Origin of the sequence: Psychromonas sp. KJ10-10 (genome assembly GCF_047323245.1) — a bacterium.
GTDB lineage: Bacteria > Pseudomonadota > Gammaproteobacteria > Enterobacterales > Psychromonadaceae > Psychromonas.
Map to the genome: position 1 here is coordinate 2,326,015 of NZ_CP178826.1, position 12,263 is coordinate 2,338,277.

Below are 12,263 nucleotides of genomic sequence, written 5' to 3' on the forward strand. Positions count from 1 at the left end.
TTACACTTGAGGTGCTAGGGTTATTTATTGTAGGGCGTAGCCATTAATTTGAAATCAACTAAGCTAATTTGAGTTGGGCCATATTTGCGATTAGAGGAAAATTTTTCTTTTCCTATGGAAACATTGATATTGTTAAACATTTCTTTTTGCGCAACCACTTTTGTATGCTCGAGGCTTTCCATAAGCTTATTTCTATGATCTTCAAGTTCTTGTTTTAAGCTAGTTAAGTGATGCTCTGTTTCTTCAATTGTCAGCGTTAAACGTATATCTAAGGTTTGCTTCTTTTCTGAATTAGGAAGAGCGTGGACTTTTTTCTGAGCATCAATTAAATCTTTTAACTTATCTTGCTCCAATTGAACTTTTTGTTTAATCTGTTTTTTAGCTTCTAATAAATGTGCGTATTCAGCACCTAAATGGATAAAGGCTTTAGAGCCTGCCACTGAGCCTAGTGATGCAGTAAAAACACCGTTTGATGTTTCTAACACCCCACCAATTATTGTGCCTCTCATGCCTGAAGTATCTAAAACAATAATGTCATCCTTACAGGATACTGCACAATGTAATAATTGGGTTTTGATATGTATGCCTGAGCCCGCTGTGATTTTAGAGTATTGACTAAAGCTAGCGGAAACATTGCCCTCACTTTTGATGACACAGGAGTAATTATTATTACCTTCTTCAATTTTATGACCAATAATACCTTTTGCAACCGTTAGGTTGCCGGTACATTCAATATAAGCTGATTCTACAAACCCTGAAATAGAAATATCACCAGTGGCTTTAACTTTCATTCCCGAACAAACATCACCTTTGATAACGATATTACCTTCATATTCAACGTGTCCTGAGCCGACATCTACATTTTGTACCACCAATACATCGTCAACTTGCATACCAGTATTTAACAGTTTAGGAATGCCGGGTAAAGTGGATACCAGTAAATTTTCATCCTGTTCACTGATTTTAGTATTAGCTCCAACTTCAAGTTTAAAGTCTTTTCCAGAAGTATGCGGGATAACTTCACCGAGGATGTTAATGCCATCCGTACCTTCAGTACAGGGAATTTTGCGCATTAAAGGTGTATCAGATTTAACCGTATTTAACTGCCCTAGGTCGCGCATGTCGACGGTGCCATCTTCATTTATTTTGGGTTTTAATTGGCGTTGTGTTGGTGTCTCAACCAAACTTTCGAATAAAGAATCTGTTCCATGAACAACAGGTGTACCCTGAGCAATAATCGCTTGATAAGTACTACCCGGGCTTTCTTTTTTAGACTGTTTAACTAATAACAATAAATTTTTGTTGATGATACCTTCAGATATCTCCAGTTCATCCATCTTTGCTTTTAGACCATCTAAAGTAATAGGCAATCCGCCGTAGGCATTAGTAAGGATTGCTTTTGCTGTCATTTTGAGCGGATCAATTTCGATTGTAAATTTTGCGTGAATACGGTCTGCAACAGCAACTGAGTCTAGGTTACTATGCCCAGAGTCATCTGATTGTAATTTACTAAAAAGTTGAACCGCTTCCTTTATGCCCTTAGGGTTAAGCTTTAAATTTGCGTACTCAGAGTCTTGGACTAATTTTGCGATGGTTTTTATTGTCACTTCTTCTTTAATAGGTGTGATCAATAATAAAAGTTGTTTTTTATCAGGAGATAAGCGTAATAAGTTATCACTTAGAGGTTGCTTGTTGTCCATATGATTCTACCCAAGTTTTACGTTAATTCTTAATCATAGACTGAGAAATAATTAAAGAAAGGCCAAAAATGTTTTTATTGGCCTGTTTGTTCAATTTTTGTTATGAGCTACACGAAAGCATTGAACAACCTATTTTATTTCTTGCCCAATCCGGACGTTTCTGCGCACAGGTTTCATACTCTGGTTGTTGATCATAAGGTTTTTTCAATATTATTTTTAATTTTTCGATTTCACTGTAATCACCCTGTTCAGCAAGATCGATTGCTTGTTGAGTCAAATAGTTACGCAAGACATATTTTGGATTAACACTATTCATATTATTTTCGCGCTGTAATGCAGATAAACCATCAAAATTAAGTCGCGTTTGATACCTTTTCAACCAGTTAGTTAGTTGTAATTGGTAGGCCTGAGTTAACTGATCGGCTCGATAATAACAGTCAGCAAAATGTGTTAATGCCTCATTTTTAGCTTGATATGTTGCAAGAAGTCGATAGAAAATCGTCATGTCTGTTTCAACTGTACTTAGTAATGTTTGCAAATCTTTAAAGAGTGTTTGATCACTGACTCCTTGATAATCTTTAAAGCCAAGCTTACTAGCCATCATTTTTTGCCATTTGTTTTCATATTGAAGGGCGTAATCACTCATAATGCTTTGTAAGGGCTCGGCTTCACCAATGAGTGGAAAAATGGCATTTGCTAATTGAAACAGATTCCATTGACTGACTTGAAATTGACCACCAAAGCGATAACGTTTTTGTCCTTCATCCGTGGTATTGGGTGTCCAACCAAGGTCAAAATCATCAACCCAACCGTAGGGGCCGTAGTCAATGGTTTCACCAATTAAAGACATGTTATCAGTGTTCATTACACCATGAACAAAACCGACTCGCATCCAATCAACAATCATAGTTGAGGTTTGATCACAAACAGCTTTAAACCAATTTAGATAGGTCTCAATGTCGAACTGATTATTTTCTGGTTTCAATTTAGGGTAATCATGAATAATGCTAAATTCAACTAACTGTTTAACTAATGCTTCATCGCCACGTGAGGCTGGTAATTGAATTGAGCCAAATCGTAAAAAGGACGATGAAACACGGCAAACCACAGCACAGGGCTCTAGTTCAGCATTACCATCGTACATTTTATCCCGAACAACTTGGTCACCCGTAAGTGATAAACTGAGGGCACGTGTTGTTGCTATGCCTAGGTTGAACATTGCTTCAGAACATAGGTATTCGCGAATAGAAGATCGTAATACTGCTAATCCATCTCCACGACGAGAATAAGGAGTTTTCCCTGCTCCTTTTAGCTGTAATGTGAGATAACCTAACTCCGAGGTTTCTACATCAACTAAATTGATCGCACGGCCATCTCCGAGCTGACCTGCCCAACCACCAAATTGATGGCCACCATAACAGAGAGCATAGGGTTTCATTGGCGTGATTATGGCATTGCCTGTCATGATATCGGTAAATAAAGAGGATGCGCAGTCTGCTTCAGAAAAACCGATCGTTTTTGCTAAATCTTCATTGATGTTAATTAAACTTGGGTTTGAAGTCGGAGTGGGGGATACCCATGAGAAAACAGCATGTTCAACACTGCGACAGTGATTTTCTAATTGTGTATCAGCAGGCAGTTGTTCGGTAATACGATGACAGAATTTGAGGTGTTGAAATGACATAAGAATACTCAAGTAAAATAGTGAATACAAAATAGTCTACTATTTTACTCGGGTATTGGCTAGTTGATGCAGGCCTAGTTTAGATTTCGGTCGCTACCACTGATATCTCAACAAGCAATGCTTCTCTTGCCATGCTTGCCTCAACACAGGCTCTGGCTGGCGCAAAACCTTCTGGTACCCAAGCATCCCAAACAGCATTCATTGCGGCAAAATGCTCACTCATGCTTTTGACATAGATAGTTGCAGAAAGAATTGCTTCACGTGAACTACCTGCTTCAATTAATAACTCATCTACTTTAGCGAGCATTGTTTGTGTTTGTTCGGTGATATCTTTCGTTGCATCTGCACAGACTTGACCACATAAATAAATGGTGCCGTTATGTTTGACTATTCGGCTCATACGTTGTTTGGTTTGTAAACGTTCGATCATCTTGATCCCTAAGTTAAAAAGTGGTTAGTATAACACTCTATATGGAATGGACATCAATGAAAATATTACAAGCAATTAATCATTATCCTGTGGCGATAAAAACGCAGGTTGAACAATTAATCGAATCGGAGCAATTATCCGATTATCTGTTAAATAAATATCCTCAGGCGCATTCTATCATGAGTGAAAAGGCGCTCTACGATTATGTGCTAGATATTAAAAAACGCTTCATAAAACAATCTGCTCCTATTAGCAAAGTGAGTTACGATGCAAAAATACAATTACTAAAACATGCTTTAGGTACACACACTTATGTGTCTCGTGTTCAGGGTAATAAACTTAAAGCAAAACAAGAAATTCGTATTGCAACATTGTTTAAACAAGCGCCACAAGCGATGTTAGATATGATAGTGGTGCATGAACTGGCACATTTAAAGGAAAAACAACATAACAAAGCTTTTTATCAATTATGTTGTTATATGTTGCCGGATTATCATCAATTGGAGTTAGATACCCGTCTGTTTTTAATCAATAGTGCTTTAAATGGAAATTTGTATGAAAAAACAAAGTAATCAAAATAAGAAAAAAGTTTCATTAGTACTTGGAAGTGGCGGGGCACGTGGCTTAAGCCATATTGGTATTATTAAATGGCTGGTTGAAAATGATTATGAAATCACATCAATTTCAGGCTCTTCAATTGGTGCTTTAGTTGGTGGCGTTTATGCGGCTGGAAAATTAAATGAATTTGAACGCTGGGTACGTGAAATAGATAAAATTGAAATATTTTCATTGCTTGATATTGCCTGGAAATCTAATGGCTTAGTGCATGGAGATAAAATTATTAATACCCTGAGGAAGCTACTAGGTAATCAACAAATTGAAGATTTACCTTTAAATTATACTGCAGTGGCTTCTGATATTGAAAATGAAAAAGAGGTTTGGATAAGCAGTGGTTGCTTATTTGAAGCTATTCGTGCCTCTATCTCTTTACCACTCATTTTTACACCTACCTATCGTCATGGGGTGTTGTTAATTGATGGGGGTGTTTTAAATCCAGTACCTATCGCACCTACTTTTAGAGACATGACAGATTTAACTATTGCAGTTAATTTAGGTGGTCCAATGAGACAGGATAAACCGAAAAAGAAGGTGCTCAAACCAATCATCCCCAATAGTTCAATTCATGGAAAAATTAAAATGTTTATTAATAGTTTTAGCAAGGACGATATTATCAGCACGAGTCAAGATTGGGGTGTTTATGATATTGCTAACCAAGCTTTTGATGCCATGCAAAGTACCATTGCTAGACAAAAATTAGTCGCTTATCCTGCTGATGTAGTCATAGAGATCGCTCGTAACGCCTGTGGGACATTAGAGTTTCACCGTGCCGATGAAATGATTGAATTAGGTTATCAACGTGCTAAAAAAGCTTTAAGAATCGGCTTTAAGTGATGCTTTCAGTTGTTGCATTCCTTGTTTAATAGAGACAATTGGTTTGTAGTTTAAGTCAACTTTCGCGAGCACTAATATCATAATAGTGTGATGTTGAAAGTTGCTTCGCGACAAACCTGGTCATAATAGGTTCATCCTGCTTGCCTAGAGCAAGATATATTCCTTCAAGTAGACTTCCGACTGCATAAGCTAAAGGAGCGGAACACGCTTTGTGACAGGCAGTAAATTCTCACAAGCAAGGATATTATTAAGCATCTCTGCCATAAAAATAGGCTCATCATTACTTAAAAAATAAGCTTTACCGGCACATTTAGCTTGCTCTGAAGTGAGTTCAAGTCTGCTAATAAATGCGCATAAACAGCATTGTCGATATAAATAGTATCAACTAATTTATCGCTTTTCCCCACTAGTTTTAATTTCTTCGCCTTAGCGCGGGCAAGCACTCTTGGGACAAGATGGCGGTCACCAGGACCCCATATAAGGTGTGGACGAAGTGCGACTGTTTTGAGTAAATCACTATTACTTTGCAGTACTTTTTGTTCAGCGACAGCTTTACTCAAACCATAAAAGTTTAAAAATTTATGAGCATAGGGAGCAGATTCATCAATGTTAACTTCATCATTACCAGAAAAAGTAACACTAGGTGTACTCGTATAAACTAGGTGTTGAATATTATGTGCCAGACAGGCATTTATAATGTTTTCTGTGCCTTCAACATTTGCACTAAAATAGCTACTTTTGTCGCCCCAAACACCTGCTTTAGAGGCAACGTGAAAAATAACATCACAATCTTTCATGGCATTAAAAAGCGCTTCTTTATCACAGATATCGCCCCTAAGCATAGTGACGCCCTGGGCACTTAATTCAGGGTAATCACCTCTTGCAAAACCGACAACGTCAATGTTAGCACTGCGTAAAAACAAGCAGATGGCTTTGCCTAAAAAACCGCCCGCTCCAGTAACAAATGCACGTGTATACTTTCCTTTTAACGCAGATAACACCGTCTGCATTTGTACATCTAAACTGTTAAATGCTGGAGTAACATTACTTTTTTTAGATGACTGGTCATATTATTGTTCTGGCTCTTTTTTAATTTCAACTTGGGCCCATAGTGCTAACTTTTCACGGTATATTTTAGCGTTATGGCGAATATCCATTGGGAAACCTGAGTGGATTAAAAAATGTTTTATACCACGGGTGTGCTCATGTTTGTCGGCATTAAAACGTAATTCATTAAATAATTTTAAAGTCGCTTTCGGTTGGTTTTTCGAGTAGCTCTATACAAATAACAGGCGTCAATTTCCCCTCTAATTTAACTCCTACTAAAGCACTGCGTTTTATTGCTGGGTGAGTATTAAAAATACGTTCGCTACAGATTGAAAAGTAAGTCTTGATTTGATCGTTATATAAAGCGTCTATGCGATGTGATTTTCGACCACACATCCATAATTTTCCTTTATCATCAAGGTAACCTAAATCACCCATTCTATGGCGAGCAATCTGCCCATCGGGTATTTTTGCTTGGATTGTTGCTTCATCTCTTGCGTAATATTGCTGACTTACTTGCGGGCCAGAAACAACAATTTCACCTATCTGGTAGGCGGGAATTGTTAATGAATCACTCCATTTTTCAATCGCTTCTTCATTAATTTCAATAATACTGATAGTCGTATTCTCAACAGGGTAACCCACACAAATCCCACCACCTGTATCAGTAATACCTTCAGTTATTAACAATTCTGAACTGGCTATTTTACTAATAGGTAAGGATTCGGTTGCGCCATAAGAGTTGATGATTTCAACACCTTTGTTAAGCAACTTTGAAAAACGCTTTAATGATGGCAAAGTAGCAGGGGCACCAGCTGAGATTACACGATTTAAATTAGCTAATTTCACTCCTTTACGATTACCGGCCTCACCTAATAACTCAATTAATGCCGGATTCGCAAAAAGGTTCGAACATTGGTATTTTTTAATGGTCACAAACAAGTACTCAGGATCTGCTGTGATAGGTTTACTGGCATCCATTTCTGGCACAATGGATGCCATTCCTAGCGCTGGGCCAAAAAGTGAGAATAGGGGGAAAGTGGCTAAATCACGTTCACCATGTTGAATTTGGTAATCGTTTTTTAAAACAGAAATTTGCGCTTCAAACATGCCATGATTATAAGCAACACCTTTTGGAGTGCCTGTACTACCACTGGTAAAAAGTATGGCGGCTAATTGAGTTGGATCCGATTTAACCATGTCATAGTGATTTTGTGTTGGGTATTTTTTAACTAAGCGCGATAAGCTTATGCCACCCCAAAAACCTGAACCAGCCACGGTGATGTTGGTGTGAATAGTATTTTTTCCCCAAGCAAATAATCGACGTGCGATATGTGCCTTAGGAATGCCAATAAATATATCCGGTTTTGCCTCAGCGAAGCATTGTTTAAGGTTTTTAATTCCCATACCAGGATCTACAAGAATAGGAACAATACCTGCTTTAAACAACGCAAACGTCAGACTAAAAAAGTCTAAGCTAGGAGTAACCATTAATACTGCTTTGTCACCTACTTTTAAACCATGTTGGTTAAAGGCAAAGGCAATTTGATCACTACGTTTATTTAATTGAGAAAAATTCATTTCTTGATAGATCAATTTACCAAGATGTTTTTTTGAACGGCAACTGCTAGCGAAGAGGGAAAATTATTTGCTACTTCAACGAGGTGGCGGCAAAGATTGGCTTGATTTTCTGAACTCATATATTATTTATGCGATCCAATAAACTGTTCTATAAGTGGGATAACTTCATCACTTGCATCCTCTAAGATGTAATGTCCACAATCGTCAAATTCATTGACCTGTGCATGGGGCATTTTTTGTTTCCAAATATCTAAGAAGTGTTTGTCAAAAACGAAGTCCTTTAAGCCCCAACAAATAATAGTTGGAGTTTCTTTAAAGTGTTCTAAACTTTCGCTGATATCAGAGACCAGTTGATAGCTTTTATCTCCTTTATAAAGAGGGATGTCCTGCACAAAACGTAATGTTGAAATTCGGTTTTTCCAAGAATTGAAGGGCATTACATAAGTGCGCTCTAACATCACGTGGCATTGCTTTTCTTTTAACACCAACATAGGACAGCGCCGAGGAAAATGCATTTAAACCGCGCACTAATAAAGTACCTAATAAAGTATTACGGCAGATCCAAAGTCCAAGTGGTAAAGGTTTGCTTTTAGGTAGATGAAAGGCGCCAGTATTTAAAATCACTAAGCTTTTAATACGTTCTGGGTAACGTCTTCGCATAACCCATTCCAATCATACCGCCCCAATCATGGACAACAAGGGTAATATTTTCAGTGATGTCTAATGAATCCAGTAACGCTTCAAGATCATCAATACGGCTTTTAAGTGTATATTCATAGTCTGCATCATCGGGCTTATCAGAAAGACCACATCCTATATGATCAGGCACAATACACTGATTTGTTTTGCTTAGCGCTTGTATAAGGTTTCGATAATAAAAAGACCAGCTTGGATTACCGTGAACCATCACAACAGGTTCACCTTTACCTTCATTAAGGTAATGATATTCTTGGCCGTTGCGATCTAGAAAATGGCTGTTGAATGGGTAAAGGTTTTTTAAATTCATTGTCATTACCACTCAAGTCCTAACATCATGCAATTAAGTCCACTACCTATACCTAAAAAGCTCACCTTATCTCCACGCTGTAAAAAACCTTGGTCATGCGCCATAGCCGCAGTAACGGGTAAAGAAACTGTTCCCATGTTACCTAAAGTTTGAAAAGTAGGAAACTCTTTATAAGCCGGAATATTTAAGGCACTCAGTACCTGTTTCTGATTAGCAGAACCAACTTGATGGCAAATGACTTTATCAACCTGTTCAACAACCCAGTCCCGCTGTGCTAAGAAATGCTTCCAGGTATCGTGCGCTAATGCCACACCTTCTTTTAAAAGTGGTACTGCATTGGTTCGCATAAATTCTCGATGTAATTTAAGACCCACTTCTTGCAAGCCCCATTTACATAAATCATGATGCTCAGGGGCACTTAAATGACTAGCACCAAGCAATTTATGTTGGCGATCATTTTTAAGTTCTAAACTACCATCTGTGAGTAATACAGCAACCGCGCCAGAGCCACCTGTTAGGGTTGCTAAAGACTGAGAAAAATTTTGAATACTCTGATTTTCAAGCATATTATCAATAGTGATATCGACAATATGTCGGGCTGATTCACAGGAAACAACTAAACCCGCTTTGATTTGACCAAGTTCAATACGATTTGCAACATCTAAAATTCCCGATAATACGCCTAAGCAGGCATTGCTTATATCGTAAATAGCTGTACTTTTATCAACACCTAATTCTGCGGCAATACGACAAGCGGTTGCTGGCTCATGCTGATCTCGGCAAACACCCGTATATACAACTGCTCCCACATCACTAATATTAATATCGGTTTCTGCGATACTCTTTTTGGTCGCTTCGATAGCACCATCGGATAAACGATGATCCTTTGGCCACCATCTGCGCTCTTCTATACCCGTTAATGCGGCAAGTTGCCCCATCGGGATCCTTAATTTTTGATATAAGGGCGCGAGACGAGATTCTAAATCTCGACTAGATACAACTTCTGGAGCTAGTTCATAAGCAAAGCTATTGATAAAAACGCGGGAATATTTCATTAAGTAGTTCTGTTTCTCATTAATAAATTCAAAGGGCGATAAAAAAGATTAAAAACCAATCACTTTAACAAACCCGTAAATCGAGCGCGTAGATTAACTTATATTCTCTATTTTAACAAAGGGGTATGAACAAAGAATATAAGCTTTAGGGCATTTTGACACTGTTTTATCCCACTTACCTGGGTAATTTGCTTGAATTTCAGTCATTCAAGCTTAAATTTTCAATTTTTTGCCTTTTTTCAGGTAATTTATCCACTGACGGTTACATTGCAGGGAATTTAATATTGATGCATTTAAAGGCAATGGTTCTTGATTAATTTGACTAGCAAGTGTTTCCGCCAATAAAGGTGCGGTGTTTATTCCACGTGAACCTAACCCAGTTAAAACAAATAAATTTTGATGAAAAGGTGCATTATCAGTGGGAAATTTTTTTCGCAGGATTGATAATGTATTTTGGTTTGTTGGTAATTAGGTAGGGTACCAACATAGGGGAAATGATCTCGCGTAGTACAGCGAATACCGATATTTGCTTGCGCTTGTTGGTCGTTTATTTCAGCCACCCAAGGTTTGTTTTTAATGCATTTTGATAGTTTTTGTTTGTTCTCTGTTTGTTCTTGCTGAGAAAATTCAGTATTACTATTATGACGTTTAAAGGTTGCCCCCATACAATGAAAACCTTTATTTAAAGGCGTTAAGTAACCTTCGTGACAGAGTGTCATCTTTAACCCTTGTAAGCTTGGCGTACTCTCAATATGTGTTACTTGTCCTCGTCGTTTGCAGAGAGTGGTAAGGCTTCAGATTGCTTAAAATCCAGAGTATGCATTGCTGTTGTTAGAGCCAAAATTTTATGTGTGACGGTCTTCTCGCCAAAGTGACATAGCCAACCGCCTGTTGTTTCTTCAAAGGCATCGAGGCAATGATTAAATTTTATTTGTAATTGCCCGTTTTGTTGTGCTTTTTTGAAGATTGCATCAACCATTTGCGCAGGGCTTACCCAGCCAGCTAAAGGGTAATAAAGTGCCGATTGGCCAATACTAATATTAGCTAATCGATCTGTTTCTAATGGTGTGACTTTTTTTACCAAGCTAAGAGGTAAGTTAGCTTGTATAATTTTGTCTAACTTTACGCTCGCACTTTCATCATAATAAAGCTGTAATAAGCCTGACAAGTCATAATCAAAAGGATGAGTTTGATTTATATAACCTACATAGTTGCGTGCATATAAAAAACTATTGGCGAATAAGTGGCTTAATGCATCATGTTGCTGATTCAATAATGGGTATAACGCACCCTGACGATTGCCTGATGCGCCAATGGAAAGTTGTTCATCTTTACAATATAGAGTGACACGATAACCTCTGTTAATTAAAGCTAAAGCTAAACAGGCACTGCTAATACCGCCACCGATAATAGCGATATCAAGACTGCTTGTTGTTTTTCCTGAGCGATAATGTTGGCCAGTACTTTTTTATTATTTTGCTTATTATATTGTTTTGGCTGATTACTTAGATTTTTAGTACTTAATTTAGCAAAATTAATCACAGGGCTTTTACTTGTGTCAGTATTTTTCTCAAAGCTAAACCCTGATTTTTTAAAAGCAGAGTAATCTTCATCTATCATATTATTAACGATTAAATTTACTTCAGCTTTACTACTACAAGATAACAAAGGTGTGAGCTCATTCGTCTCAAAGTCTTTTGAATTATGTTGGTTATTATCAATCAGCCAACAATCAAACAGCCCGTTTTGATAAATATGAATATTAGCAAGAGTTTCCTTAAAATCACCAAACCACAGAATCTAAAGTTATGTGTCCAAAATGCAACCGATGACAACCACTTACTAATAAAGGGTATTGTGCTAATAATTGATCTGCTAATACTTCAAATTCTGAGGAATTAGTAAATGTTGCATATCTATTGAGCAACACTTCGAGCTCGGCTTTTGTTTTAGGGTTATTTTCAAAGGCGCTAAAGAAAAGCCGTTTTAGTTGTTTGTTAGGAGCTTTTTGTAAAAATTGTTCGAATTGCAAACAGTTTAATAAAAAATTCATACCAGCCCCAAAAATCGATTTCAGCCATGCTAAAAAATGATTCCTGGCATGAGCGCCATTGTTCATTAATGTAAGAATTAACGGTGGCATTAGTCATCATGCATTGTTTCAAAGGTTGGCCTGTTTCATCTGCTAGTAAATTGAGTGTGTCTAATACCTGTACGAATGCCTCTGACTGATCAGACCTGTTTATTTGAGAAGGCAAAATTTGGTTGTTTTTGTCATCAGACAAGATATATTCCCTATTATATGCGA

The 12,263-nt window shown here is 37.5% G+C and carries 10 protein-coding genes and 3 pseudogenes; 2 read left to right on the plus strand and 11 right to left on the minus strand.

What is annotated here, in order from left to right:
* Positions 1 to 20: 20 nt before the first annotated feature.
* The 3 genes from ACLKMH_RS13490 to ACLKMH_RS13500 form a co-directional block, all read right to left on the minus strand.
* Positions 21 to 1,700 (minus strand): DUF342 domain-containing protein, encoded by a 1,680-nt coding sequence (locus ACLKMH_RS13490; RefSeq protein WP_413698635.1) that lies wholly within the window; start codon positions 1,698 to 1,700, stop codon positions 21 to 23.
* Between the two features lie 100 nt (positions 1,701 to 1,800).
* A complete protein-coding gene (locus ACLKMH_RS13495; RefSeq protein WP_413698636.1) occupies positions 1,801 to 3,384 on the minus strand; it encodes a protein adenylyltransferase SelO in 1,584 nt (527 codons plus the stop codon).
* Positions 3,385 to 3,463: 79 nt separating this feature from the next.
* Entirely contained in the window at positions 3,464 to 3,814 is a 351-nt protein-coding gene (locus tag ACLKMH_RS13500; protein ID WP_413698637.1) for a RidA family protein, read from the minus strand.
* Between the two features lie 56 nt (positions 3,815 to 3,870).
* Between ACLKMH_RS13500 and ACLKMH_RS13505 the strand changes: the two genes are divergently transcribed.
* The gene (locus ACLKMH_RS13505) at positions 3,871 to 4,386 is read left to right on the plus strand and encodes a M48 family metallopeptidase (RefSeq protein WP_413698638.1); all 516 of its coding nucleotides are present in this window, start codon (positions 3,871 to 3,873) and stop codon (positions 4,384 to 4,386) included.
* Positions 4,370 to 5,266 carry a patatin-like phospholipase family protein gene (locus ACLKMH_RS13510; RefSeq protein WP_413698639.1) on the plus strand — a complete coding sequence of 299 codons (897 nt, stop codon included), beginning with the start codon at positions 4,370 to 4,372 and terminating at the stop codon, positions 5,264 to 5,266. The genes ACLKMH_RS13505 and ACLKMH_RS13510 overlap by 17 nt, the downstream gene beginning before the upstream one ends.
* Here the strand turns inward: ACLKMH_RS13510 and oleD are convergent.
* The 8 genes and pseudogenes from oleD to ACLKMH_RS13550 all read right to left on the minus strand — a co-directional run bounded on the left by oleD (position 5,246) and on the right by ACLKMH_RS13550 (position 12,008).
* Positions 5,246 to 6,276, minus strand: a pseudogene (gene oleD / locus ACLKMH_RS13515) (2-alkyl-3-oxoalkanoate reductase). The gene ACLKMH_RS13510 and the pseudogene oleD sit on opposite strands and share 21 nt — an antisense overlap.
* Positions 6,277 to 6,336: 60 nt before the next feature.
* Positions 6,337 to 8,013 (minus strand): annotated as a pseudogene (gene oleC, locus ACLKMH_RS13520) (olefin beta-lactone synthetase).
* A gap of 3 nt (positions 8,014 to 8,016) precedes the next feature.
* Positions 8,017 to 8,900, minus strand: a pseudogene (locus tag ACLKMH_RS13525) (alpha/beta fold hydrolase).
* Between the two features lie 5 nt (positions 8,901 to 8,905).
* The gene (locus ACLKMH_RS13530) at positions 8,906 to 9,955 is read right to left on the minus strand and encodes a 3-oxoacyl-ACP synthase III (protein ID WP_413698640.1); all 1,050 of its coding nucleotides are present in this window, start codon (positions 9,953 to 9,955) and stop codon (positions 8,906 to 8,908) included.
* Between the two features lie 380 nt (positions 9,956 to 10,335).
* Positions 10,336 to 10,674 (minus strand): hypothetical protein, encoded by a 339-nt coding sequence (locus ACLKMH_RS13535; RefSeq protein WP_413698641.1) that lies wholly within the window; start codon positions 10,672 to 10,674, stop codon positions 10,336 to 10,338.
* Positions 10,675 to 10,712: 38 nt separating this feature from the next.
* The gene (mnmC, locus tag ACLKMH_RS13540) at positions 10,713 to 11,372 is read right to left on the minus strand and encodes an FAD-dependent 5-carboxymethylaminomethyl-2-thiouridine(34) oxidoreductase MnmC (protein ID WP_413702347.1); all 660 of its coding nucleotides are present in this window, start codon (positions 11,370 to 11,372) and stop codon (positions 10,713 to 10,715) included.
* Entirely contained in the window at positions 11,333 to 11,623 is a 291-nt protein-coding gene (locus ACLKMH_RS13545; protein ID WP_413698642.1) for a hypothetical protein, read from the minus strand. The genes mnmC and ACLKMH_RS13545 overlap by 40 nt, the downstream gene beginning before the upstream one ends.
* A 115-nt stretch (positions 11,624 to 11,738) precedes the next feature.
* On the minus strand, positions 11,739 to 12,008 hold the full coding sequence (locus ACLKMH_RS13550; protein WP_413698643.1) for a hypothetical protein: 270 nt from the start codon (positions 12,006 to 12,008) through the stop codon (positions 11,739 to 11,741).
* Positions 12,009 to 12,263: the final 255 nt, after the last annotated feature.

Excerpts from the sequence above, each read along its gene's own strand:
- ACLKMH_RS13490 (WP_413698635.1), bottom strand. The coding sequence starts at position 1,700 with ATGGACAACAAGCAACCTCTAAGTGATAACTTATTACGCTTATCTCCT.
- ACLKMH_RS13495 (WP_413698636.1), bottom strand. The coding sequence starts at position 3,384 with ATGTCATTTCAACACCTCAAATTCTGTCATCGTATTACCGAACAACTG.
- ACLKMH_RS13500 (WP_413698637.1), bottom strand. The coding sequence starts at position 3,814 with ATGATCGAACGTTTACAAACCAAACAACGTATGAGCCGAATAGTCAAA.
- ACLKMH_RS13505 (WP_413698638.1), top strand. The coding sequence starts at position 3,871 with ATGAAAATATTACAAGCAATTAATCATTATCCTGTGGCGATAAAAACG.
- ACLKMH_RS13510 (WP_413698639.1), top strand. The coding sequence starts at position 4,370 with ATGAAAAAACAAAGTAATCAAAATAAGAAAAAAGTTTCATTAGTACTT.
- ACLKMH_RS13530 (WP_413698640.1), bottom strand. The coding sequence starts at position 9,955 with ATGAAATATTCCCGCGTTTTTATCAATAGCTTTGCTTATGAACTAGCT.
- ACLKMH_RS13535 (WP_413698641.1), bottom strand. The coding sequence starts at position 10,674 with ATGACACTCTGTCACGAAGGTTACTTAACGCCTTTAAATAAAGGTTTT.
- ACLKMH_RS13550 (WP_413698643.1), bottom strand. The coding sequence starts at position 12,008 with ATGAATTTTTTATTAAACTGTTTGCAATTCGAACAATTTTTACAAAAA.